Raw genomic sequence first — 23,185 nt, forward strand, 5'->3', positions numbered from 1 at the left:
TGCCGACGGTGACGGCGGCGTTCGGCGGCGGCTATGTCGGCGCCCAGCAGGAGCAGCAGGGCCGCGCGCTCGGCGCCGAGGCGTTCAAGCTGGCCGGGCTGAAGGCTGGCGACAAGGCGATCATGATCGGCCCGTTCGAGAATGAGAGTCGGGGCGCGCGCGAGCGCGGGACAGTCGCCGCGCTGAAAGAGGCCGGTATCGATGTCATTCAAATCAATTCTCAAACCGAATGGGCAGCCGATCCGAATCTCGCGATCCCGTTGATCACCGCCGCGTTGCTGAACAATCCCGGCGTCAAGGCGGTCGGCTATCCCGGCGGCCAGATGCTCGGCAATGTGCCTACATACATGCAGGCCGCGGGAAGGAAGCCCGGCGATATCTTCAATTTCGGCTTCGACACCAGCCCGCAGATCGTCGAGGGCTTCAAGGGCGGCTGGGTGCAACTGACGGCCGACCAGCAGCCATTCCTGCAAGGCTATCTGCCGATCCTCAGCCTCTGCCAGCAGGTGGTGCTGGGTCTGGCGCCGATGAATGTCGACACCGGTGCCGGCTTCGTCACGCCGCAGAATTATGAGATCGTCTCGGAGCTCGCCAAGCAGGCGCTGCGCTGACCACCCAAGGCTGCCGGCCGGGCAAAGGCCTGAACGCGACGCATCAAGCTGCCGCCCAAGGCGTTAGAGCGGCGGAGGGCCACCCGGAGGGGGCATTGGTGGGCGGCCAACACCGGCAGGCGCGCCGAACCGAGGTGCGCCGACCAAGCCTCTATGCTGTGGACCAGGCGGCCGGAATTGTGATCGGGGAGGTCTGGTTACAACACCCGGGCGCCGCGGGCCATGCTTCGCCAAGCCCCGAGGCCCGTGGCCTTGCAAGGCATGAGGGCCGCGCCGATGCAGAATGTCACCTCCCCCGGGCAGGCTTCTGCCGTGCGCGCCGACACGCGGCGCGAGCTGAGACTTTCCTGGCAGGGAATTTACGCGGCTCCCGCCCAGCGATCTTGGCCCAGCGGCAGGCATCCCAGGGGCGCCCGGGTTGCCAGCTTTGAGGTTTTCGAGCCCGGTCCTCCCGACGGTTGGGAATGAACGACTCAGTGGGGTCTCTGCTCGATGCGGATTGAGGCCCGCCGCCCTTTCGGTCAGATTGTTGCTGCCGTCCGCTTTCAGCTCCCGCACCAGCGTGTTTTGATCGAGCCTGCTCAAATTCGATCGATCAAAAGATATTCTGGAGCTGTCGACCTTCGTCCAATCCACTTGGTTTAGACTTATGTTGCCGCTGAAGCTTCGATCGTTGAAGCAGTAGTTGCATTGGACGTCGACATTCCTCCCCCAGGAGCCGTAGCCGCTCCAAGTCTCCCCCTCGTACCAATCGACCGCTGCAGCCCAAGCAGCTCCAGTGACATAAGCGGCGTAGTAAGTTGCCGTCGGGTCATAATAAGACGAGTAGGAACGGGAGTTGTAGCTGACCCCTTCCGACCCGCTGCTGGAATCGTAGAGCTCCTCTGACCGGTATACGGGGATATAGATCTTGTCAGCCTGGGCCGGCGTGATGGTGACCCTTTCCCGCTTCTGGACGATCACTGTTTTGTCGTCGCTTTTGATAATCCCCTTGGCGACAGCCCTTCCACGCAATTGCTGGATGGCCTCCAGCAACTCCTTTTGCTGATAGGCCACCGCGTCTCCCATCTGTTGAGTCCACTTGAGATCATCGCTCATCATCCTGATGATTTCGGGATAATTCATAAGCGATATGATACTCCCGTCCCAACTTTTGTCGGGCTTCGCCTCCGGTTGGGTGTTGACCCTGTCCAGATACCTTTGGGCTTCAACGATCTGCAGCGGATATAGGGACGCAGCCGCAATCGCAGCGACCAGTTCGTCGGGATAGAGCGCGATGCGCGCCACCAGCACCTCCATCTGCATTTCGTTCAGCGGCTCTCGCTGAACACTGCGGGCAGTCGCGCTTTGCTCCTGCGCGTGTGCAAGGAATGGGGTACTGGCCGAAATCACCAGCGACAGGAACAACGCCCGCAGGAAGCGTGGCCGGGCGTTGGGTCCTGCCCGGCCACGCGACCTTAAAAATTGCAGCCAATCAGACTGAAAGCAAAATATCTTCGTCATGAAACTTCTCTTGAAGGTCACCGCGGGCCAATCAATCCACGAAACACTGCGCGGGCACACCTGTGTGCCCTCAAGCGGGATTGGCGTTGATTACTAGGGCCAGGCCAGAATCAACTTTCGTGGTCGCCGATCCGTCATGGAAGTAGGATCGCGCGACACGGGATCACAGGCCGCGAAGATCGAACCCGGAGTTCTGGAGAACCGAACGCGCCTGGGCGGTCAGCGATGGATCTTGTTGCGATCGAAACACGTGCATGCGAACTCACCATGCGCGAGGTGACTCGTTTGGCGCGTTCGTCGCCTTCGACACCACGCGTGATGCGCCGCATCGATTTCCTTATCCAAGCACCTGCTAATGGTACTATGGTCCATATAGCCCGCACTGCCGGCCTAAAGTCCCCACACCCCTAAGTCCCCGGCCGGCTGCGATTTGGGGACCGGTCATTCTGGTCAATGGCTGGTCCCCTGCGGTATGCCCTTGGCCGGCCGCTGTCGCTTAGGTGTCCTCCTTGGAAGGCGCGGGCCAGAGGGCTGGTGCCGGTAGGCACTGGCCCTCATCTTTTTGGCCTGTTGCCAAGCATCTGCTAATTAGCCAACCTCCAAATCCCTGAAGCGCCAAGTCAACTTGCACTATGTGCATAACACCTGACGAGTATCGGGCCAAATGGGGCCTGAAGGTTGACTACCCCATGGTTGCGCCGAACTATGTGCCCAACGATCTATCTTGGCGAAGTCGAGCGGGCTCGGCCGAAAGCCGGCAAAGAGCAACGGGCAAAAAGCGTTCGGCGCGGTGACCGCTATCCCTGCCCGTTTTGCACAAGCTCCGATGTAAGGCCATTCGTGACAGCCGAAACGCGCATTGTGATGAGACGCGATGACTGCGGCGCATCCGGCCCGATCTGCATCGATGAATTGTACGCCGTCAGAAGCTGGAACCGCCGTCCCGCCAATAGGGGGCCGCACCTGTGGAGAGTAACCGCTTTGCCGCGGGCATGGGAAGTCAGAGCGTTGGGTTACGCTGCCATATTTCAGGCGCGTTTACCTGGCGGAACGAATGAATTGACGTTACTCAGAAATTGATACCGAGCTGCGCGCCCACTACCACCGCGTTCTTGACAGCGTCGGTGCCTCCCGGATGCATGATATATTGAATGTCTGGCTGGACAAACATCGCGCCGTTCCTGACGTCGATCCGGTAAGTGGCCTCCAGAACGCCCTCACGGCCTTGACCGCCGATCGGACCAGGCAATTGCCCCTCGCGTTGAGCCTGGCGCAGGTCGTCACTGAAGCGACCGTATGCAAAGCCTAGGCTAATTGCGTCTCGCGGTCGGCTGTCAAAGAAACCGCGCGCCGAAATACCCGCCGTGAAAAAAGCTGATAACGGCTGCTTGTTGGGGCTCGGCGCCAACGTTAACGAACCGAACACACCGAGGCCACGATTGCTGCCCGGAGCGCCGAACGGCACAATCACCTGGTCGAAAATGCCGTAAAAGCCCCAACTTCCGTGAACCGGATCACCCGACTGGAACTCCGTGAGCCGATTACCATCATACCAGGCTCCGAGCTTGTAATTTCCAAGGAATTGACTGTCGCCCGGCTGTCCATTGATCTGATAACCAACCTCGGCCATCGCAAAAGCCGGTCCATGCATAGAAAAGTCGAGACCGTGGTGCTCGTCGGCGCGGACATCTGGATCGCCATTGTACACGGCGCCCATGATATAGCTGCGCGGCGTCGGCTTGACCTTCGCCAACGCCCCCCAAGCCCCTGTGTAGGCGCTAATTCCTGGTGCATCGATCAGGATGCCGAATGGGTTGCCGCAAAAGGCGTTGGAAACCAAACCGCAGCTGTAGGCTGAAAACATGAAGTCATCCGTCGCGGCGAAGCGTCCAAGACGAAGCTCGAGGCGGTCGTCGAACAGCTGCTGCTGATAGGAAAGATCGATCAATCGCCAGGTTTGGAATCCGTAGATCTGCTGTGCGCTGAAGACGTTTCCTACATAATCCGCGGACAGGCTTCGACCCCATCGCTCGGAGGTCGACATGAAGAGTGAGCCGCCGCTTATCCCCGCGATCTGATCGAGGTCAGCCAAGAGGCTAAGCCCGACGCTTGTCGGGGCGGTTACGCCCTTGGAACGGCCGCCACTGGGATTGCCCGCTAAGTCGGTAACCAAGCCTAGATTGGCTGTGATTCCGGCGTTTTCGAGTGTTTGCCGCAGCCCGCCCCAGTCGCCCAACATGTGGTCGGCTGGCAACCCGAGTTGGAAGACGCGCCTTGTGGGGTCGGTCGAAGTCGTGTCGCCGGCACTGCTGCTGTGAGCAGGGTCCTGAGCCGAAGCTGCCGACGCGGAGAAAATGAGCGCGAGCGCAAGAAGGCGGCTCCTCATACAGCAACCTCCACAATCTTGCGCCGATCATCCCATTGGCGAAGATTCTCACAGAGATAGAGCGCGATGCGCGCCACCATCACGTCCATCTGCGTTTCGTTCAGCGGCTCGCGCTGAACGCTGCGGGGAGAGGCGCTTTGCTCCTGCGCGTGTGCAAGGAATGGGGTGTTTGCCGAAATCACCAGTGGCAGCAACAACGCTCGCAGCAAGCGTGGCCGAGCGTTGTTACCTGCCCGCCCACGCGACCCTAAAAATCCCAGCCGATCAGGCTGTATACAAAAGAACTTCGTCATGGAATTTCCCTTGATGCTCAGCGCAGGCCAATCAATCCACGAAACACTGCGCGAGCAGTGGTGCCCTCAACCGGATTGGCGCGTTGATTACTAGGGCCAAGCCGGAATCAAGTTTCGTGATCACCGATCCGTCATGGAAGTAGGATCGCGCGACACGGGATCACAGGCCGCGAAGATCGAACCCGGAGTTCTGGAGAACCGAACGCGCCTAGGCGGTCAGCGATGGATCTTGTTGCGATCGAAACACGTGCACGAGTGTTCGGACTCGTGCCTGACTATGCATGACTGAACTAACCGGAGATGCGGGTCCAAGGGTTTTAGAGCTTGCCGCTGTGTGCCGCTAAACTTCCATAACTGAACAGCCGCCTTTGTGGAGGTCAAGGCGATGTTCTTGCCGCAAGGTCGAGCCCCGGGGGAAGTCGTCCAAGCGCTCCTGCACGCCTTTGGCGGCTAAAATCGGCTCAATTCGAAAATCCGGGCGGCGTCTTTTTCCACGGCACGCCGGCATGGCCCATCTCGTAGCCCTTTTCGTACAACGCACGCATGTACTTGTTATCGAATGAGCTTTTTGCTTCGACAGTGAAGTCCGTGGGGATGTCTATGACATTGTAGTCGATGCCGTCACGCTTTGCGGTGGCGTACAGCCGGTAGAGATCGCCGATTGCTTGCGTTTTAATGAGCGAAGAAACGGCCTTTTCCGCGATATCAGGCAGTGTGGCCTTAACGATGCTTGGTTCCGGCATAGTCCTGCCGTTGCGGATGATATAAAGCCGCGCCTTCATCCGAGTATGGAAGATTTGGTCGAACTCGCGCAGGCTCAGCCCAGCGGGCATCAGAAAGACCTCGTTGCTGGTGCCACCGTCGACATGCATTTCGTGATAGGTCCTGCCTGCCGCGGTCACTTCCAGTTGGACCGGCGGAAAAATGCCGGGAACGGAGGTGGAAGCGAGGATAACTTGCTTGAAGAGCTTCAATCGATCCGGCCGGCTGCTCGCTGCGATGGCACCCATGTCCCAGATTACCGCTCGATCGGCGTCGAGGTTGGTTGTTCCGATGAAGAGTCGCCGCCCCTTGCCTGACTCCCGGGCGATCTGATCCAGCATATCATACGTGATATGTTGGTCGAGCATCTTGGCGAGGGGCGCGTTGCTTGTAAAAGATGAACTCGAAACGAGACCCAGGAGGCTGTGCTTGGTATAAATGTCGTTATCATTGATTTTGGTAAAGCCCAGCTTCAGTTCATCGTCGTAGGCCGGCCCGAGGAATGCGAATGGCGCGATCAAAGCGCCGGTACTGATACCGGTGACAATGTCGAACCTGGGCCTGGTTCCGGCCTTGGCCCATCCGGCGAGAATTCCGGCTCCGAAGGCGCCACTGCTGCCACCGCCGGAAAGGGTCAGCGCATTGAGCTCTCGCAGTTCTATAGATGGGTCCGTCTTAGCCGCCTTTATCCGCTGATCTCGAAACAGAACGAGTCGATCGGTCGGGAAACTTGCATAAGAGTCGCCCCACACGCGTATGTCGCCGGGGTAGCCACTCACCTCGGCGTTCGACACGTATTGTGCAGGCACGCCGTCGCGAGGGTAAGCTGCGATGCAAGCTGTAAGTTGGCTGGCGCCCATGGCAAGGACCACGGTCTTAAGCAGGGTCTTCCATAGCCCAGAGGTTCGCATCGAGCTGCAGATGCCAGCCAGGCCGATACAGTGCTTGAACAACCTCGTCGCCATAGTCTTTCCTCCTACCGCAAGGTGGTGAGCTCCAGCCGGGAAGACTCCGCAAAGCTGCGCAGGATATCATGGGCGGCGACCTCCGCCTTGAGCGTTTCCAGAGCAGACGAAGGGGCCTCATAGGCTTTGACGATGCTTGCCAGGACAGCCTCAGCAGCCTCGATCGTGACTGGCTTGGCAAAGAGGCGTAACTTGTTGATGGTGGCGTACATCGGAACCAGCTTGGCCGGGTCGTCCAGGCGTTCCTGGACCACGCCGTCAGCATAGGCCTTCGATGCCTGATCAATGAACTCGGCGAACAGCCGCTCGCGGCGCGACCCTTCCTTATCGAGCCGTTGGATGCGATCTTGATGATTTTGCGTGAGCCAAGTGGTGGCGAATGATGCCATAGCACCAATGGCGGAGCCCGAGAGCGCGGATACGGCCGAGATGGTTGCCGGGTCCATCGTCATGGGATTGTTCTTGAAGTTTCCGGTCGGACAATAGCTTGGTGGAGATGATCCTGGCTACACCGAAGCTTTCTCTCACGGCAACCTGAACAAGACGTCGGCCGACGCGCACAGCGAGAACGTTTGAGTTCAGCCCGGTCAAACATTTGCATGAACGAGAGCTGTGTAGATCGTCGTCGCGCCGATTCCGATCGTGAGGAGGCCGACGGCTGCTTGCAGACTATGGTTCATTCCGGTGAGCAGACGCGCCGACGCCATGAGCGGCACCGCAATGACGCTCGACAATGCACCCATCCCGATCATCGAGCCCATGCCGAACAGCATAATATAGACCATGCCCTGAAGCGGGTCCGCGACCTGGGACACCGCAAGCACCAGCAGTGCTGCCGACCCGGCCATGCCGTGCATCAGTCCCACGGCCAGCGAACGCCAACGAAATCCATGCTCGGGAGAACGCTCCATGCTCCCATTTGGAATCCGGTCGCCGACATGAAAATGGCGGACATTATGCCTGTGCGGGAGGCGCATGCGGTCGCGCCATAGCTGCCACAACACGTGGGACCCAAGGCCGACAAGCATGACGCCAACCGCGGCTTCGAGGTGCCCCGCAAATACAGGAGGGATGGTCCGACCCAACATGATCGCGGCGCCCGCGAATGAAAAAAGTGTCAGCGTATGCCCCAGTCCCCAGGTCAGGCCATGCTGGACAATATCAGCCATTCTGGTTCGGCCAGCAGCAATACTGGACACCCCCGCTATATGGTCTGCCTCGAGCGCGTGCCGCATTCCCATAAGAAAGCCAAGGCCCAGTATCGGCATGGAGATCATCGGACACCTCATTTCAATATCGGGAAGCCGCGTCGCCTGCCCAGCCCACCTGCAGGTCGAGTTGACGGCCAGCAGCTGCAGCCGCGTAGGCAAGATTTCCCGTATAGGTGGGAAATGCGAGTGGTACCCGAGCCAAATCATCCACCCGCATCTCAGCAGAAATCGCTATTGCCGCGACTTGAGCAATCTCCACTGCGCGTTCGCCAACAACGTGGCAGCCTAATATCTTCGCGGTTCGGCGATCTACTATAAGCTTGCAGAATCCAACTTTGCGCCCGTCGATGATTGTGCGGATCGTGGAATCAAACTGTATTGTCGAGATCACGATATCATGCGTCTCACGGGCCTTCGCTTCCGTCATGCCCGCGCTCGCATACTCCGGATCCGTAAATCCGGCGCTCGTATTTACGCCTTCGTCGAGACGTGTCGTCGGGCCAAGTAACGCGTTCGACGCAGCTAGGAAACCCTGCTGTATGGCATGCGGAACCAGCATTAGTTGACCAGTCACATCGCCGGCGGCGAAGATATTGGAGGCCGAGGTTCTCAGATAGGGATCCACCTTCACGAACCCGCGATGATCGCTCAGCACGCCCGCTGCAGGGAGGTTCAGCTTAGCGGTATCGGCTACCCAGCCGGTCGCCATCACAATCAGTGCAGCCTCGGCGCAATCGCGTGTGCCGTCCTTTCGGAAGTTCATCCGTACTCCAGTCGACGTTTTCTCGAAAGACTCGATGTCGCCGAAATTCTCACGCACGATCATACCCGCCTCGCGGAAGGCGGCTGTGACCGCCGATGCTACGTCCGCATCTTCAGTTGAGAGGATGCGAGGTCCTCTCTCGAAGAGGTGGACCTGCGAACCGAAAGCTTTGAAAATCGAGGCGACCTGCACTGCGGTAGCCCCGCCGCCGACCACGAGCATCGATGAAGGAACTTCGGTCAAAGCCAGGGCGCTGCTGTGGGTGTTCGTCAGCTCGAACCCTGGTGTTAGATCTCGGCGACCGACACCTCCTGTACATATGATGATCTTTTCGGCGTGGAGCCGCAGCCCGCTTTCCGTGACGATGGTGTGAGGATCGGCGAAACTCGCATTGCCAGCTTCCTCGTAAACCGTGACTCCGGCGGCATCGATCTGCTCGCGCAAGGAGGAATGCGCAACTACATCGCCAAGGATCTCGCGCACGCGAGCCAGCAGTCGGGAGTAATCCAGGATCGGCTCTCCCACAGCAATGCCGTACTGATCCAACTGTCGGGCCCCGCGGAACAACCGCGCCGCATACGCCAGGGTCCGTACTGGAACTGGCCCATCATTGGCGGCCATGCCACCAAATGCAGAACTGGTGACCAGCACGGTCCGGGCGCCCAGATCCGCGGCGCGCAGAGCGGCGATCGCGCCCGCCGGACCCGCGCCGATCACAAGAACGTCTGTCACCTTGTCGCTCCGTGAGAGTGCCAACCTTGCGCCGAGGCGGATGGCTTTCCGGCATGGTATCGGAGATGCTCATACGGCCCCCCCTCCTGAACCCCCGAGACCTGTTGCGCATTGCGCAATGCCTTGGCCAAAAGCCTGCGCGAACGGGGTGTGTCGCGGATTTTCCGATTGGCCAATGCCAGCTCGACCGCACGCTGCGGTCGGTTGCCGATCCCCATGAAGAAGGCTGCCGCGTGATCGGCGTAGGCGTCTGGCCGTCGTGCCAGCAGCAGTTCGTACGCTGTAGCGGCACGTTCCGCTTCGGTCGCAGCTTTGCTGTCCCCAAACTTGGCCAGGGTCTCCGCATAAATCGCGCGATATTCTGGGTCGTCGGAGGTTTCGAGCAACGGCAGGACGAGCTTCATCGCAAGGTCCACCTGTCCGCGCGCGAGCGCCACTTCGGCGCGATGTCCTCGTCCCGGAACGTGCGCGGGCAAGATCGCGTCAAGTTCGACGAAGATCGATTCCGCTCGGTCCAGGTCACCGTGGCGCATCGCGCCTACGCCCCATTCGAACAGCAGTTGGCCGCAGGGGAGCGGCGACACGCCGTCGTCAGCTTCGATCCCGGCTGCATACGTGACCTCTGCGTCCGTCCACCGATTCATCTCGGCAAGCAGCGACGCCAGCGCGCCAAGCGTGTGAATGCCAGGATTGTCATCCGCCAGTCTTTCGCGCATGACCAACGCGTTTTCGTATCGTCCCGTCGCCTGCAGCAGCGCCGCCTTTTCGCCATCAATATCGTTTCGCGGATATCCGGCCGCGAGCGCTTGATAGAGACGCTCGCTTGCTTCCTCGAACCGATGGAAACGGCTCGCGAGCTGTGCGCGAATGTAGAGCGTACTGGCAGCGTCGGACGACCGGGCAATCGCCTCGGTGGCGACGAACTCCGCCCGGTCATGGTTTGCGATACAACCAAGTACGTCGCCGCGCACGAACAGCAACTTCGACAGCGCAACCGACCTGTCAAAGGTAGCACCCTCGGCACGACCGAGCTCCAGGCTGGCGATCGATGCCGAGAGGTTGGCGAGGGCGATTTTGCCACTCGTGTAGCGACCAGGGTCGATCATGATGCTTTTTTCAAACCGGTCAGCAAGGCCGGATAACCGCGGGTCAAGGAGCCGCCGTCGATCGCGATTGTGTCCCCGTTGATCGATCGGGCATGGTCCGACGCGAGAAATACCGCGGCTGCAGCAATCTCTTCCGCGGCAACCGGACGCTTCATCGGGACAATGCTGAGAAAGAGTTCGCGCATTTCGGGATCTTCCAACTCCTTCCGCGTCAAGGGCGTCTCAACCAGGCCCGGCGCGATGCCAACGACACGGATGCCGCGACCGCCTAGTTCGAGCGCACCGCAACGCGTGATCATGTCGACGCCGGCCTTTGCCGCACAGTAGGCTACCTGCCCCTCGCCGGGCTGCCGTCCGTTCACCGACGAGATATTGATGATGACACCGGAACGTCCCTGCTCGAGCATTTGCCGGGCGGCGTGCTTCACCCCATAAAAGACGCCGCCGAGAGTCACGGCCTGGACTGATTTCCACTTGTCGCCAGTGAGCTCCGTGAGTGGCGCAATGGCGCCAAAGCCGGCGCAGTTGACCACGATGTCCAGCCATCCGAATGCCTCGCGAGCCGCGCGCATCGCGCCTTCAACCTGGCTCTCGTCTGACACGTCGATGACGCGCCCGATCGCTCGATCGCCGAGCTCGCGAGCTGCTTCATCGACTGCTTTCGCATTCAGATCGCAGAGCAGCACGCTCGCGCCGGTTTCGATAAACGCTTTCGCGATGGCCTTGCCGATGCCTGATGCTGCGCCGGTCACGACGGCGCTCTTGCCTTGTAACAAATCCATGTTCATTTCTCCTGTAAGATCGGTGGAGTGATCTCCACGCGCGTAGTGGTCTTCTTGGCTTGAAGGGGGCTGCGCTTCGCGATCGGCTACGCCAAGCTCGTCGGTCGCAACCGTCAAAGTATCGTCGCCATCTCCTCAAACGAGAAGCGCGGGCTGCGCGGGAACAGCTTGGCGTCTTCGCCGTAGCCGATGTTGATAATGACGTTGGCTTTGATCTTGCCGTCAGGGAAGAACTCCTGCTCGACCTTGAGCGAGTCAAAGCCGCTCATCGGTCCGGCGTCCAGACCGACGGCGCGCAGGGCGAGAATGAAGTACGCGACCTGAAGCGTGCCATTCTGAGCGGCGCTACGCGCAGCGAAGTCCGGATTACCGGCAAACCAGCTCCCCGCATCGGCGTGTGGGAGCAGGAACGGCAGGTGCTTATAGAATTCGACGTCATGGCCCATGATCGCCACAACCGGAGCAGCCATGGTCTTTTCGACATTGCCGGCCATGAGCGCCGGACGCAGCCGCTCCTTGGCTTGATCGGAGCGCAGGAAGAGCGCGCGCAAAGACTGCTGGTTCACTGCGGTCGGGCCCATCTTGGCGAGGTCAAGCGCCTGACGGAGCAGCCTGTCAGGAACAGGAAGGTCGCGGAAATGGTTGTGAGTCCGGGCTTCGGTGAAGAGCTGAGCCAGGACTGCGGTGCCAAGCGGCTCGCCGCGGCCAATGCTCTTGCGATCGACAATGACGGTCATTCGTTTTTCCTTATTGGGAGTTTGTCAGGACCGAACTGCGCGGCCCGGCTGCGCAAGAGCACTGCGAGCGCTGCCGAGAGAGTCCAATTCTCGCCCGCCGTCAGAGTGTTCTCCGGCCACGGAGGCGCCTCTGCGCTTCAATCCGTTCATGTTCTTTAGTTCCTCAAAAATGCCGGCAGGGGAATGTCAGCCCGCTTGTTAGGCTCGCGCACGTAAGGGAACGAAAAGCTGGCAGGCTGGGTGGGAGCATCGACGCCGTCGCCCAAGCGCTCGCCCTGCCCGCCATTCACCATTAGCGTCAACAGCTCGTCGAGAATGTCGTCGTCGAGCCATCGACCGCCGGCCGTCATGTGGGAGCGGTCAGCGAGCAGAGCGCGCTCGATCTCGAGGAAACCGCCTGGCGCAAATGGCCGCGAGAGATCCAGCACCAGGAAATCGTCGATGAGCAGATCGCGCAACGGGTGTGGTGTGTCTGGTCCCACCGGCCACGCCGTGTGGCCATCAAGACCATCCCAGAAGGATAGGTTCGTGTCGAGCCGCGATTCGTAGAGGGGGCGATACACGTTGGAGAGGGCGAAGGCGTCTTCGCGATTGTAGAGATCGCGCAGCTCCACGCCCTTCGTGCGCGGATCGCGAGCCGAGTTCGCGATGATGACGTTCTTCATCTCTGGCCGGCCGACGCGTTCGAGGCGAATCGGATTGCCGCGGCGCGTTACCACAGTTTCCGAGATGGCCGCGATCAGTGTGGCGCCGCCGAACTGTTCGACGATTTGATCGAACGGGATCTCGACGACGATCGACAAGACATCGCGAAGCTCGACGGTGTTTACCGCCGTGTTGAGAGACAGTTTGCCCGACATATCCGTCCGGAGCGCTGCCTCTACATCCATGAAGAACGGGTCGCTCACCAGTCCCGCGAACACGCGCATGCCATCCTGTTCCAGCGGCGTGCCAACGACAAAGCTCGCCTCACGCCCGTCGGATGTAGCAATGCGTCCTTTCTGGATCGCGCCTCCTTCCAGAACATCGCCAAAACGAACGTCGATCCTATGTTCCTTGGCGCCGACGGTGATGCTGCCATCCGACCGCGTGAGAGGCCGCAGCCGAAACCGGTGGGTGACAACGTCGCTGAAAAGGGATTGCGGCGTCGCCAACGGAAACACATCCATGATCAGGACGAGATTCCCGGGGCGCCCGGGGCTCGGGAATGCATAAAAGTCGGTGATGTCCACCGCTGGATCGCCTATCACCGCTGGCCCACTGAAATGGTCTGACATCGTGCTTAACTCCGTTGAATGGCTTCAGAAATTCTGACTAGCGAGCAGACCGACGCCGTCCGCCACGGCCTGCAGTCCCAGCGCAACGAGGAGCACATTCATTACGCATCCGAGAATATCGAGCGCAGGCTTGCTGAACGGGATTTTTGCGATTCCACCGACCGCCAGCATGACCGCCAGATCCAGCACAAGCACGAAGGCCGCGGTCGCCAAGATCCAGAAACCGCCGGAGCCGAGAGGTTGCAGCGTGAACAGCAAGACCAACAGTGCAAGACCATACGGCGTGATGAGAGTCGGGAAAGCGATCGGGGCAAGGGCCAGTTGGAACTCCGACGCTGTCGAGACCGAGACTGGCGCCGACGTTTGCGCTTGGGACTGCCTCGGATTGTAACCTGCCAAAACCGGTCGCAACGCGATCAGGAACAGCATAACCCCAGCCGCGAGAAGTAACGCGCCTACCGAAATGCCCCAGGCGTGAAGCGTGGCCGCTCCCGCCGTGGCGGCAAGAACGGCAGCGATGATCGCAATCAGAAAGGCTTTGAGCGCGATCCGACGCCTAGACGCCGCGCCATAGCCCTCCGTCATTGCAGCAAATGGGCCTATCACGTTGAGCGGCCCAAGCGTGACGAACAAGAAAGTAAACGCTTCGCCAAGCGTCCAGAAATGCGCTTCACCATGCCCGGGCGATTGCGCGGCAACGGCTTGGGCGAAAGCAGCTGGCGCCGCCATCAGCAGGCAGACGCTCGTAACTGCTATTGCCAGCGTCATGGTGGTCAGCCCGCAGAGCCGCGGCGTGGAATTCCCCTTGCACTTCCCGATAGCCATCGTTCGCTTCCTTCACCGCGCGGAGATCAGAACTTCTGCTCGATGAGCCCTTCGAGCGCTTTTAGTCCGGGAACGAATAGATATTCACCTCCCTTTACCGTCACGAACGTGGGAAGATCGAACAGGAACGGTTGCTTGGCGCCTGGTACCATCATCTGCGAGCCTTCTCCGCCGGCGCCGTTGATCGGGTCCTGCTCGGTCGAATCGAGGCCGATGAACTCGCCCCCATTCATCCATTCCTGCTGGATGAACTCGAACTGCCTCTCGATGTCAGCCTGGATGAATAGATTCACGAGGCCCCGATCGACACCGTCATCTTCCAAGGCTCCGTCTGCCAGATGCGGACCGTATTCGACTCCGCGCCGGATCAGCCGGTGCCGCCGGACAGCAGTCGCGCGCTTCAATGGCGTCGCGCGCGGGTTTGTGCGCCGCAAGTGCGCGCCGAGCGGACATCGCACGCCGTCGTCGTCCCCCTCGTAGGTGAAGTTATTGCGCTGCATGGGGTCCGACGCGATCGCAGAATCGTCCTTATCGGGCGAAAGGTCTATCGGACAGCCGCTGCGCCAACGACCCATCATCTTTGCGGCAACCAGTTCTTGATGGCCTGGATCGTCGGAACCGTAGAGCGACTTGGCTGCGGTATGCAGATAGTTGCGAAAAGCAGCCACATCCTGATGGAGTTTGCGGAAGACCATATAGGTCCCATTGACACGCAACTCGAACGGCTCCGGCGCCCCGGTGCCGCCGGGCCCGGCCTCATCCTCGTAGCCCAGCACGAACTCGCCCGGCTTCAACGAGCGCCACTTTCCATCAGCTTCCAGTACACCGTCGCCGGGGTAACACGGCGTATCCGCACCCTCGATGGGAGGCTGGGAAATTGGGTCGGCAAAGCCGAAATGCTCACCCTCTGAGCCGATCCCGTTGGCATGAGCGAGCGCCATCGTATCCTGTACAAAGCGGATCTCGATCCCGCCCATCGCTTCCATTTGAGCGGCAAGGACCTGCATTGCGACATCACGACTCTCGTCTGAATCGGTCCGAATCCAAGCCATCGCGTGAACGTCCGGTCCGCCGAGGCCACCCTCCCAATGCTCCGGCGCGTGGGGGCCGACGTCGCCTACGAGACCAGCCCGGCCAGCGGCACCGATGCGGAAAGCGTTCGGGAAGCTGTCAAGTGACCGCTGGGATAGGCCCAGCGCCTTCAGCCCCTCGAAAGTGAAGCCGACGTTGACTGTGAAGCGAGATCCGTGCTCGCCCGATAGGGCGTTCACGCGCGCCATCATGACTCGCAGCCATTCACGCGCCTTCGCGCCATCCTCGAATTTGAGGAAGATGTGACGCCCATATCGCATCAGGATGGGGACAATGACATTGTCCTGAATGTCGCCGATATTTGCTCTAAGCTCCGCTGCGCTCAGAGCCCGGGAAGCAGCTGCAATGCTCATTTGATTTGCTATCCTCTGTCGTGATCGAGCGACGCCGCCGGCGTGGCTCGACCTTGGGGTCGACCAACGCCGGCGGAAATGATGCGGCCCTACGCGGCCTTCTTCACGCCCAGACGCTCGGCGACGTCCGTGTATTGCGGCTGGTCGGCGACGTCGGTGTCTATGGCCGCCGCGCTACGCACGTGCGGGAAAGGCTTGGCGAGCTCGCTGAGGAAGGTGTCGACCAAGTCCTGGATCTTGTCGCTGCCTTTGGCGACTGCACGCTGGAAGTTCTGGGTCTTCGTGTACCAGTCGGCTTGCTTTTCGATCTGGCTGTTGCTCAGACCAGGGAAGGCATCGTAGCAAGCCAGGGTCTTGATCTGACCGCGCGCGATATACTGGACCATGTCGCGAGCCGTCGCGTCGGGACCCGTGGGACAGCCGATGCACTGGCCCCAGACCGCTTCCAGGTTCTCGCGCCCGTTGAGCGCGAAATCGTCGAAATACTTATCCAGGCTGCTATCAAATTGCGCGACGAAGTAGAGTGTGGGGCCGAAATCTACGCTCGTGCCGATGAACCAGCGTCCAGCGCGAATTAGCCCGAGCAGCGTGGTTGCTTCGGCGAAGTTCAACTCCGGTGGATTCCAAAACTCGTGGAATGCGAGCGTATTCGTCAGCTTCACAAGGTCGGCATCCGGCTTGAGTGGCCACATACCCGTGAACTCGTGCACTTCACGATCGCCGTCCTTCATGAGGAGGCCGGGGTGACGCAGGTCCCAAGAGGCGGGGCTTGTGCTTGGTCCGGACTGCACTGTTGAAGTGTCGTGCTTGTTAGTCATTGGGAAAACCTCGTTAGGTTGAATTGGGGATTGATACCGCGCGCCGGGGTCCAGGCTGATAGGTGCTTGGCCCCGCCGAGGCACTTTTTTCCTCGTCTTCGCTCAGATGAATTGGTGCCGTTGCTTAGTCGCCGATCCATGTTGATCAAGTAGGCTGGGGAGATCTCGATTGGAAGTCTGCTTCGACGAACCCTGGGTTCTTACGCATCGAACACCGTCACGAAATCGTGAGTGGACTACATTGGATTTATCGGCAGACGCTTCCGAAAAATTTGGGCCTGTACACGACTTATTGATGGTAGAAGACAGAGAAATTTGATTGTCAACAATTATCGTTGCTAGAATAATGATTTGTGAAACTTGATTGCCTGAACCTTATTTCGCGAACATAGTGTTCGCCACATCAGAACGTTCAAAACATGGAACATGTGCTTAGATGTCTGGCGAAAACAGCTGGCGTCCGATAATGCGGTGACGCCTATCTCCAAGAACTGCAGGGACATAGAGATGCCACAGCAAGCAAAAGCCGACCGCAGCACTGCTCAAACCCCTCAGCGTTCGCTAAAGCCGGGCTCACCTGAACAAGTGCCGAACATCGTCATCGTGGGCGGCGGTGTGGCCGGGCTGGCGCTGGCCACCCGACTGGGGGATACGCTGGGCCACCGCGGCAGAGCGCGAGTGACCCTGATCGACCGCAGCTGGTTCCACGTCTGGAAGCCAATGCTCCACACCTTTGCCGCTGGCACCTGGAACATCTACCAGCAGCAGGTGCACTACCTCGCGCATGCGCGCGCACATCACTTCGAATATGTGCCTGGGCAGGTGGACGCGATTGATCGCACGGCTCGGCACATTCGCCTGGCGCCATTGTCGGCGGGCGCAGAGATCCTCGCTCCGGGTCGCGATCTGGAGTATGATGTGCTCGTTCTTGCCTTCGGAAGCCGCGCGAACGATTTTGACACGCCCGGCGTGGCCGAACACTGCCAGTTCATCGACAGCCAGGACCAGGCTGAAAACTTCAATACCCGGCTTCGCGCGCAGGTGGTCCGCAGCTTGGCGGAGCGCGGCTATATCGACATCGGCATCGTCGGCGGCGGCGCCACTGGCGTGGAGCTGGCCGCGGAACTCAGCAGGATGGTCGAGTTGGCTTCCAGCTACGGCGGCGCCGACATCCGCCACCGGCTTCGCGTGACCCTGCTGGAATCCGGATCCCGTATCCTCGGCGCGTTTCCGGAGAAGGTTTCCACCTCGGTGATATCGGAATTGCGAAAGCTGGGCGTGGACGTGCGCACCGGCGTGAAGGTCGTTAGTGCCAATGCGGGAGGTTTTCTTCTCGAGGGCGGCGAAAGTGTCCCTGCGGCGCTGAAGGTCTGGGCAGCAGGCATCCGTGCCTCCAGCAACTTCGACCAGAGCGGGTTGGAACTGAACCGCGCCGGCCAGATCGTTATCGGCCCAGACTTGATGGCCAAGGGCGACCCGTACATCTTCGCATTGGGAGACTGCGCGTCATTTTTACCGGAGGGTGGAGAGCGACCGCTGCCCGCAAGTGCACAAGTGGCCAGCCAGCAAGCTCTGCACCTGATCCGCCATCTGCCGGCCTTCCTCAAAAAAGGCACGCCGGTGCCGCCATTCAGGTTCCAAGATTTCGGCGCATTGGTAGCGCTCAGCCAATATAATGCCTTCGGCACATTGGGCCGCTTCGGATTTTTCAAGGGCGGCTTCATCAAGGGTCGGTTCGCACAACTCAGTCACGCTGTGCTCTACCGGCGCCACCAGCTCTCGCTTCACGGGCCTTTCCGCGCGGCTTTGCTGTGGGTGGCCGAGCGGATCAACGCACTGGTGCAGCCGCGTATCCGAATGAGCTGATGACCTTCGGCTGCGCATCCACGGGTACGAATTAGTCAGCTAACGTCCGCAGCGCTAAGGCTGGTCCGAAGACTCTGCTTGAACAACGGCATCTCACCAGACACGAATCAGCGGTTCGACCTGCGGCCTGCCTAAGCCGCGAACGACGTCAGATCTGTGGCTCGGTTGCTTCTGGGATTGCCTGCATCGTTCACACGCGGGTGCCAGGGCAGCGGTGGGACGAAAGCGGCAACGAGGTGGTCGATGAATCCTCGCACCTTGGGTGAGACATGGCGGGTATACGGATAAACGGCCGAGATCGTGTCGGCCCGAGCTGCAATGTGGGGCATAGCAGCGATCAGACTTCCCTCACGAAGAGGTCCGGCAGCCAGAAATTCAGGCAACAGTACCAGCCCCAATCCAGCGACCGCCATGTCTTTGATTGCCTCGAAATTGTTGGCCACAATTCGGCTGCGCATCAGGACGGGTATCGGTCTCCCGCGGTCGCCTTCACTCTCGAACTGCCAGAGGTCGCTGGCGCGAACATGCGCGTAGTCGATGCAGGTGTGCTGCGCCAGTTCCGCGATGCTTTTGGGTAGGCCGAATTTTCTTGAATATTCGGGGCTGCAGCACACCATTCGCGCGCAATCGCATAGCTTGCGAGCCTTGAGGCTCGACTCGTTCAATTGTCCGATGCGTATACCGAGATCATAGTTGCCCTGGGTCAGGCTCACCGGCCGGTCCTCGTAATCCACCGCTATTTCCAGATCCGGATGTCGACTCGCAAACTCTGCGATGATCGGTCCGAGAAATTGGGTACCAAACGAGACCGGAACGACCATCCTGAGTCGGCCGGTCAAACCTTCAGTCCGGTCGGATACGCCTTCAGTGGCTTCGGTCATCGCTTGGACGAGCGGCACAATCTGCTCGTACAAAGAGCGCGCAAGTTCGTTGGGCTTGACGCTGCCTGCGGATCGACGGAACAGTTCCACCCGCAGCGCCGCTTCAAGATCACTGATGCGCTTGCTTACTACCGATTTTGACGTGTTCAGACGGGTCGCTGCGGAAGTCACGCTTCCTGCCTCGACCACATTGATGAACGTCAGGATGTCCTCGAAACGCCACTTCATGGTTCGCTCTCGCCTTTAGAGGCTGCTGTTCTAGGCGTGCTTCTCACGCTGTGATTGGGAAAGCAGCACTACTTCCTGTTCTACCTATCCCCGTCCTATTCAGTGCTGCATGTGCAAATCCATTAGCTCAGCCGGCAGAGCCATATTCTCGTTCAGGTCGGTCATGATCCAAAGCGAGCCGGCGACGACCAAGATTACAATCAGAACGCCAAACGCGAGTGCGAGCACGTTGTTTGTATCGTCAGGCCCAGTGGTGATATGCAGGAAGAATACTAGATGAATTCCCATCTGGGCGATTGCCAATACCGACAATCCCAGCGGCACGCCTGTCGACCAGATTATTGACGTGTTGGCGACCCAGAATGACGTCGCCGTTAGTACGACAGCTAGAAACAACCCTGTCATATAAATGATCAGGGTAGAGCGTGTTGAAACCTCTCCTGCGTCTCCGGGCGCATGACCGTATTGCATGATGGTCATTGGTTCGCTCCAATCAAATAGACGACCGTGAATAGCCAAACCCAGACGATGTCGAGCGCGTGCCAGAATAGGGCGAAACAGAGGAGGCGACGCTCCACGGCCGCGCTAAACCGCCTGATTTTGACTTGCACCATCATCACCAAGAGCCAGATCAGGCCGACAGCGACGTGCAGCCCGTGGCAACCGACAAGGGCGAAGAAGGCTGAAAGAAATGCGCTACGTTGTGGCGCTGCGCCGATTGCAATCATGTGGGCGAACTCGCGAAGTTCGAGGGCGAGGAACGCACCACCAAGCGCGAATGTGAGCAGAGCGTACAGGTAAGTCGCGCCAAATCGTCGCGAATCGATGGCCAAAGACATCAGTCCGCAAGTGAAACTCGAGGCGAGCAGGCAGGCGGTCTCTATCGCAACGCCCACCTGATCGAAGAGCTGGGCGCCACTCGGACCGCCAGCAGTCGCGCGTGAGAGTGTCGCATAGGCGGCAAAGAGGGCCGAGAACATGACGATGTCGCTGAGGAGAAAGATCCAGAAGCCGTAGGTCACGACGATCCGCTTTGAAACGGGACTGACCCCGGTTGCAGTGGCTGCGGTATGGTCTTGGACATGGCCATCGTGGGCAACAGTGATGGTCATGCTGCCACCCCCGCATGCTGCATTTCTTCGAATCTGGCTATCGCCTCAACGGAAACTTCGATCTCTTCTTTTTCGCGGAAGGCGAAGGCAAGCGTAGCCAGGAAAATCCCCAAGGCCCCCAGCGCTGCCATCCACCAGATGTGCCAGATCATTGCAAACCCAACCACCACAGCAAAGAATGCGATGACTAAGCCGATAGCGCTGTTCTTCGGCATCTCGATCGGCTCGTACCCGCTCGACTGCGCCGTCTGCGCATGTTCAATGTGCGCTCCCTTCTTTTGCTGCCAGAAGGCGTCAATGTCGGTGACCACCGGGAGCGTCGCGAAATTCCACGCCGGCGGCGGCGAGGCGGTGGCCCATTCCAGCGTGCGACCATTCCACGGATCCGCGGTGACCCTTAGCGTTTCGCGGCCTCGGATCGAGACGACGAGCTGAATAATTTGGCAGACGATCCCTGCCAGAATGACCACGGCCCCGGCCGCAGCTGCTACCAGCCAGGGCTGCCAGCTGACGACGTCGTAATGCTGCATGCGTCGAGTCATGCCCATCAGGCCCAGCGCATAGAGCGGCATGAAGGCGAGATAGAATCCGATGAGCCAGCACCAGAACGAGGCCACGCCCCAGCGCTCGTCGAGTTTGAAACCGAACGCCTTCGGAAACCAATACTTGTAGCCCGCCATCATCCCGAACAAGACGCCGCCGATGATGACGTTGTGGAAGTGAGCGACCAGGAACAGGCTGTTGTGAAGTTGAAAGTCCGCAGGAGGCACGGCCATCAGAACGCCTGTCATGCCTCCTATTACAAACGTCACCATGAACCCAAGCGACCACAAAATCGGTTCGGAAAACCGAATGCGCCCGCCGTACATCGTGAACAGCCAGTTGAAGACTTTGACGCCCGTCGGCACGGCAATGATCATTGTCATCACGCCGAAGAAGCCGTTGACATTGGCGCTGGCACCCATCGTGAAGAAGTGGTGCAGCCAGACGATGAACGACAACACGCAAATCGCCAGCGTCGCTGCGACCATGGAGCGATAGCCGAACAGCGCCTTGCCGGAGAAGGTCGAGACGACCTCCGAAAATACACCGAACGCAGGCAGAATCAGGATGTACACTTCGGGGTGGCCCCACACCCAGAACAGGTTGACGTACATCATTGCGTTGCCCTGCCCATCGATCGTAAAAAAATGAAAGTCGAGATAACGATCGAGGAGCAGCATCCCAAAAGTCGCAGTCAGCACAGGGAACGCTGCGACTATGAGCAGGTTCGATGCGAGCGCCGTCCAGCAAAACACCGGCATCCGCATATAGCTCATTCCGTGAGCCCGTGTTTTCAGGATCGTGGTGACAAAATTGACGCCCGTCATCAACGTTCCCACACCCGAGATCTGCAACGCCCAAAGGTAGTAATCGACGCCGACACCGGGAGAGAATTGCAGCTCGCTGAGCGGTGGATAGGCGACCCAACCGGTCTTTGCGAACTCACCGACGACCAGAGAGATGTTCGTCAGGAGGATGCCCGACGCCGTCAATCCCAAGCCGATCGAGTTCAGCGTCGGAAAAGCCATGTCTCGGATGCCGAGCTGCAGCGGCACGACGAAATTCATCAGCCCGATCACGAAAGGCATCGCCACGAAAAAAATCATGATGGTGCCGTGCGCGGAGAATACCTGGTCGAAGTGCTCGGGCGGCAGATATCCTTGCGCGTCTCCAGCCGCAACAGCCTGCTGTGCGCGCATCATTAACGCGTCCGCAAACCCCCGCAGGAGCATGATAAGCGCCAGAATGACGTACATTACGCCGATCCGCTTGTGGTCAACCGAGGTGAGCCACTCCCGCCACAGGTACGGCCAGTGGCCTTTCAAGGTGATCCAGCCAAGGATGAACGCGATGACCAAAACCATCACGGAAGAGACACCCATGACGATCGGTTGATCCAACGGAATAGCGTCCCAGCTCAGCTTGCCAAGTAAGCTCATCTTTCCGCCCTCATCGATGTCCGGGTGCATATATCTTCATGCTGTATTTCGGCGGCTAAGATGCCGTCGAATAGACCGGGCGTGACTGCTCGGTATGTGACCGGCGCGATCCCTGCGCTCCGCTTTGTCAGATGCGCGTAAGTGCTCGCATCGAGCGAAGAACCTTTGCTGCGCGCTGTCTCGACCCATTGGGCGAAGTTTCCCGCTTCAACGGCATCAACGTCGAAATGCATGTCCGCAAAGCCGTCACCGCTGAATTGCGCCGACATCCCACGGTAAATTCCTGCGTGGTCGGCCTGCAATTGAAGACGGGTCAGCATTCCCGACATCGTGTAGATCTGGCCGCCGAGCTGGGGCACGAAGAAACTGTTCATAACGCCGGCCGAGGTCAGCTCGAAACTGACGGGCCTGCCAACGGGAATCGTCAAGTGATTGACGCTCGCGATGCCTTCTTCCGGATAGATGAAAAGCCATTTCCAATCGAGCGAGACGACCTGAACGGTGACGGGCTTCACACTGGAGGGAAGCGCCTTGCGCGGATCGAGCTCGTGCGCGCCAAGCCAGGCAACGCCGCCAACCAGAAGCACAGTCATGAGCGGGATTGACCAAACAAGCACCTCGAGACGGTCCGAATGGTTGAAATCCGGCAGGTAACGGGCGCGCGAATTCGACGCGCGATACCAGAAGCCGACGGCTAGAATGGCGACAATCGTCGGGATCACGATCGCCAGCATGATGCCCAGCGAGTTGAAAAGAATCTGCCGTTCGCCGGCGGCAACCGGGCCCTGCGGATCGAGGATGCCTTGCGCGTGGGCAGAGAGCGGCACAGCAGCCAAAAAGACAGTCAGTAATAATGGAGTATGGCGCATTTACTCATTCCGCTAGCTACAGGCATCACTA

22 protein-coding genes are annotated in these 23,185 nt (G+C 59.5%); 3 read left to right on the forward strand and 19 right to left on the reverse strand.

Annotated features, from left to right (window positions below; all coding sequences use genetic code 11):
* Window positions 1-611 (forward strand): substrate-binding domain-containing protein (locus HNQ71_RS09100; protein ID WP_184872298.1); only part of this gene is annotated, 611 nt, incomplete at its 5' end.
* Between the two features lie 63 nt (window positions 612-674).
* Here HNQ71_RS09100 and HNQ71_RS09105 read toward each other — a convergent pair.
* A complete protein-coding gene (locus tag HNQ71_RS09105; RefSeq protein WP_184872299.1) occupies window positions 675-2,114 on the reverse strand; it encodes a DUF3300 domain-containing protein in 1,440 nt (479 codons plus the stop codon).
* Between the two features lie 632 nt (window positions 2,115-2,746).
* Between HNQ71_RS09105 and HNQ71_RS09110 the strand changes: the two genes are divergently transcribed.
* On the forward strand, window positions 2,747-2,908 hold the full coding sequence (locus tag HNQ71_RS09110; RefSeq protein WP_246461415.1) for a MucR family transcriptional regulator: 162 nt from the start codon (window positions 2,747-2,749) through the stop codon (window positions 2,906-2,908).
* A gap of 275 nt (window positions 2,909-3,183) precedes the next feature.
* On the opposite strand, the gene HNQ71_RS09115 is transcribed toward HNQ71_RS09110, so the two are convergent.
* The 13 genes from HNQ71_RS09115 to HNQ71_RS09175 form a co-directional block, all read right to left on the reverse strand.
* Window positions 3,184-4,500 carry a carbohydrate porin gene (locus HNQ71_RS09115; protein ID WP_184872300.1) on the reverse strand — a complete coding sequence of 439 codons (1,317 nt, stop codon included), beginning with the start codon at window positions 4,498-4,500 and terminating at the stop codon, window positions 3,184-3,186.
* Window positions 4,497-4,793, reverse strand: coding sequence for a hypothetical protein (locus tag HNQ71_RS09120; RefSeq protein WP_184872301.1), 297 nt, complete (start codon window positions 4,791-4,793; stop codon window positions 4,497-4,499). The genes HNQ71_RS09115 and HNQ71_RS09120 overlap by 4 nt, the downstream gene beginning before the upstream one ends.
* A gap of 461 nt (window positions 4,794-5,254) precedes the next feature.
* Complete coding sequence (locus HNQ71_RS09125; RefSeq protein ID WP_184872302.1) at window positions 5,255-6,520, reverse strand: patatin-like phospholipase family protein; 1,266 nt, start codon at window positions 6,518-6,520, stop codon at window positions 5,255-5,257.
* A gap of 11 nt (window positions 6,521-6,531) precedes the next feature.
* On the reverse strand, window positions 6,532-6,972 hold the full coding sequence (locus HNQ71_RS09130; protein ID WP_184872303.1) for a hypothetical protein: 441 nt from the start codon (window positions 6,970-6,972) through the stop codon (window positions 6,532-6,534).
* 135 nt (window positions 6,973-7,107) lie between these two features.
* Window positions 7,108-7,797, reverse strand: coding sequence for an urease accessory protein (locus HNQ71_RS09135; RefSeq protein WP_246461417.1), 690 nt, complete (start codon window positions 7,795-7,797; stop codon window positions 7,108-7,110).
* A 13-nt stretch (window positions 7,798-7,810) separates the two neighbouring features.
* A complete protein-coding gene (locus tag HNQ71_RS09140) occupies window positions 7,811-9,226 on the reverse strand; it encodes an FAD-dependent oxidoreductase (protein WP_184872304.1) in 1,416 nt (471 codons plus the stop codon).
* Window positions 9,223-10,332, reverse strand: a complete 1,110-nt coding sequence (locus tag HNQ71_RS09145; RefSeq protein WP_210333853.1) for a tetratricopeptide repeat protein — start codon at window positions 10,330-10,332, stop codon at window positions 9,223-9,225. Before HNQ71_RS09145 ends, HNQ71_RS09140 begins: the two co-directional genes overlap by 4 nt.
* Window positions 10,329-11,231, reverse strand: a complete 903-nt coding sequence (locus tag HNQ71_RS09150; RefSeq protein ID WP_246461421.1) for an SDR family NAD(P)-dependent oxidoreductase — start codon at window positions 11,229-11,231, stop codon at window positions 10,329-10,331. Before HNQ71_RS09150 ends, HNQ71_RS09145 begins: the two co-directional genes overlap by 4 nt.
* On the reverse strand, window positions 11,228-11,851 hold the full coding sequence (locus HNQ71_RS09155; protein WP_184872305.1) for a malonic semialdehyde reductase: 624 nt from the start codon (window positions 11,849-11,851) through the stop codon (window positions 11,228-11,230). The genes HNQ71_RS09150 and HNQ71_RS09155 overlap by 4 nt, the downstream gene beginning before the upstream one ends.
* A 155-nt stretch (window positions 11,852-12,006) precedes the next feature.
* Window positions 12,007-13,128 carry a DUF4331 family protein gene (locus HNQ71_RS09160; RefSeq protein WP_184872306.1) on the reverse strand — a complete coding sequence of 374 codons (1,122 nt, stop codon included), beginning with the start codon at window positions 13,126-13,128 and terminating at the stop codon, window positions 12,007-12,009.
* Between the two features lie 24 nt (window positions 13,129-13,152).
* Window positions 13,153-13,953, reverse strand: a complete 801-nt coding sequence (locus tag HNQ71_RS09165) for a MarC family protein (RefSeq protein WP_184872307.1) — start codon at window positions 13,951-13,953, stop codon at window positions 13,153-13,155.
* Between the two features lie 26 nt (window positions 13,954-13,979).
* Window positions 13,980-15,398 (reverse strand): Dyp-type peroxidase, encoded by a 1,419-nt coding sequence (locus HNQ71_RS09170; protein WP_184872308.1) that lies wholly within the window; start codon window positions 15,396-15,398, stop codon window positions 13,980-13,982.
* 89 nt (window positions 15,399-15,487) lie between these two features.
* Entirely contained in the window at window positions 15,488-16,129 is a 642-nt protein-coding gene (locus HNQ71_RS09175; protein ID WP_246461423.1) for a hypothetical protein, read from the reverse strand.
* Between the two features lie 594 nt (window positions 16,130-16,723).
* On the opposite strand from HNQ71_RS09175, the gene HNQ71_RS09180 reads away from it, so the two are divergent.
* Window positions 16,724-18,082, forward strand: a complete 1,359-nt coding sequence (locus tag HNQ71_RS09180; protein ID WP_184872310.1) for an NAD(P)/FAD-dependent oxidoreductase — start codon at window positions 16,724-16,726, stop codon at window positions 18,080-18,082.
* Between the two features lie 131 nt (window positions 18,083-18,213).
* On the opposite strand, the gene HNQ71_RS09185 is transcribed toward HNQ71_RS09180, so the two are convergent.
* From HNQ71_RS09185 to cyoA, 5 genes are all read right to left on the reverse strand, one after another.
* Window positions 18,214-19,191 (reverse strand): LysR family transcriptional regulator, encoded by a 978-nt coding sequence (locus tag HNQ71_RS09185; RefSeq protein ID WP_210333854.1) that lies wholly within the window; start codon window positions 19,189-19,191, stop codon window positions 18,214-18,216.
* 99 nt (window positions 19,192-19,290) lie between these two features.
* On the reverse strand, window positions 19,291-19,671 hold the full coding sequence (cyoD, locus tag HNQ71_RS09190) for a cytochrome o ubiquinol oxidase subunit IV (protein ID WP_184872311.1): 381 nt from the start codon (window positions 19,669-19,671) through the stop codon (window positions 19,291-19,293).
* Window positions 19,668-20,303 carry a cytochrome (ubi)quinol oxidase subunit III gene (locus HNQ71_RS09195; RefSeq protein WP_184872312.1) on the reverse strand — a complete coding sequence of 212 codons (636 nt, stop codon included), beginning with the start codon at window positions 20,301-20,303 and terminating at the stop codon, window positions 19,668-19,670. The genes cyoD and HNQ71_RS09195 overlap by 4 nt, the downstream gene beginning before the upstream one ends.
* On the reverse strand, window positions 20,300-22,315 hold the full coding sequence (cyoB, locus tag HNQ71_RS09200; protein WP_246461425.1) for a cytochrome o ubiquinol oxidase subunit I: 2,016 nt from the start codon (window positions 22,313-22,315) through the stop codon (window positions 20,300-20,302). Before cyoB ends, HNQ71_RS09195 begins: the two co-directional genes overlap by 4 nt.
* Window positions 22,282-23,154, reverse strand: a complete 873-nt coding sequence (gene cyoA / locus HNQ71_RS09205) for a ubiquinol oxidase subunit II (protein ID WP_184872313.1) — start codon at window positions 23,152-23,154, stop codon at window positions 22,282-22,284. The genes cyoB and cyoA overlap by 34 nt, the downstream gene beginning before the upstream one ends.
* Window positions 23,155-23,185 lie beyond the last annotated feature (31 nt).

The organism is Mesorhizobium sangaii, from assembly GCF_014207355.1.
GTDB classification, from domain to species: Bacteria; Pseudomonadota; Alphaproteobacteria; order Rhizobiales; family Rhizobiaceae; genus Mesorhizobium; species Mesorhizobium sangaii.

Excerpts from the sequence above, each read along its gene's own strand:
- HNQ71_RS09105 (WP_184872299.1), bottom strand. The coding sequence starts at position 2,114 with ATGACGAAGATATTTTGCTTTCAGTCTGATTGGCTGCAATTTTTAAGG.
- HNQ71_RS09110 (WP_246461415.1), top strand. The coding sequence starts at position 2,747 with ATGTGCATAACACCTGACGAGTATCGGGCCAAATGGGGCCTGAAGGTT.
- HNQ71_RS09115 (WP_184872300.1), bottom strand. The coding sequence starts at position 4,500 with ATGAGGAGCCGCCTTCTTGCGCTCGCGCTCATTTTCTCCGCGTCGGCA.
- HNQ71_RS09120 (WP_184872301.1), bottom strand. The coding sequence starts at position 4,793 with ATGACGAAGTTCTTTTGTATACAGCCTGATCGGCTGGGATTTTTAGGG.
- HNQ71_RS09125 (WP_184872302.1), bottom strand. The coding sequence starts at position 6,520 with ATGGCGACGAGGTTGTTCAAGCACTGTATCGGCCTGGCTGGCATCTGC.
- HNQ71_RS09130 (WP_184872303.1), bottom strand. The coding sequence starts at position 6,972 with ATGACGATGGACCCGGCAACCATCTCGGCCGTATCCGCGCTCTCGGGC.
- HNQ71_RS09135 (WP_246461417.1), bottom strand. The coding sequence starts at position 7,797 with ATGATCTCCATGCCGATACTGGGCCTTGGCTTTCTTATGGGAATGCGG.
- HNQ71_RS09145 (WP_210333853.1), bottom strand. The coding sequence starts at position 10,332 with ATGATCGACCCTGGTCGCTACACGAGTGGCAAAATCGCCCTCGCCAAC.
- HNQ71_RS09155 (WP_184872305.1), bottom strand. The coding sequence starts at position 11,851 with ATGACCGTCATTGTCGATCGCAAGAGCATTGGCCGCGGCGAGCCGCTT.
- HNQ71_RS09160 (WP_184872306.1), bottom strand. The coding sequence starts at position 13,128 with ATGTCAGACCATTTCAGTGGGCCAGCGGTGATAGGCGATCCAGCGGTG.
- HNQ71_RS09165 (WP_184872307.1), bottom strand. The coding sequence starts at position 13,953 with ATGGCTATCGGGAAGTGCAAGGGGAATTCCACGCCGCGGCTCTGCGGG.
- HNQ71_RS09170 (WP_184872308.1), bottom strand. The coding sequence starts at position 15,398 with ATGAGCATTGCAGCTGCTTCCCGGGCTCTGAGCGCAGCGGAGCTTAGA.
- HNQ71_RS09175 (WP_246461423.1), bottom strand. The coding sequence starts at position 16,129 with ATGAAGGACGGCGATCGTGAAGTGCACGAGTTCACGGGTATGTGGCCA.
- HNQ71_RS09180 (WP_184872310.1), top strand. The coding sequence starts at position 16,724 with ATGCCACAGCAAGCAAAAGCCGACCGCAGCACTGCTCAAACCCCTCAG.
- HNQ71_RS09185 (WP_210333854.1), bottom strand. The coding sequence starts at position 19,191 with ATGAAGTGGCGTTTCGAGGACATCCTGACGTTCATCAATGTGGTCGAG.
- cyoD (WP_184872311.1), bottom strand. The coding sequence starts at position 19,671 with ATGACCATCATGCAATACGGTCATGCGCCCGGAGACGCAGGAGAGGTT.
- HNQ71_RS09195 (WP_184872312.1), bottom strand. The coding sequence starts at position 20,303 with ATGACCATCACTGTTGCCCACGATGGCCATGTCCAAGACCATACCGCA.
- cyoB (WP_246461425.1), bottom strand. The coding sequence starts at position 22,315 with ATGCACCCGGACATCGATGAGGGCGGAAAGATGAGCTTACTTGGCAAG.
- cyoA (WP_184872313.1), bottom strand. The coding sequence starts at position 23,154 with ATGCGCCATACTCCATTATTACTGACTGTCTTTTTGGCTGCTGTGCCG.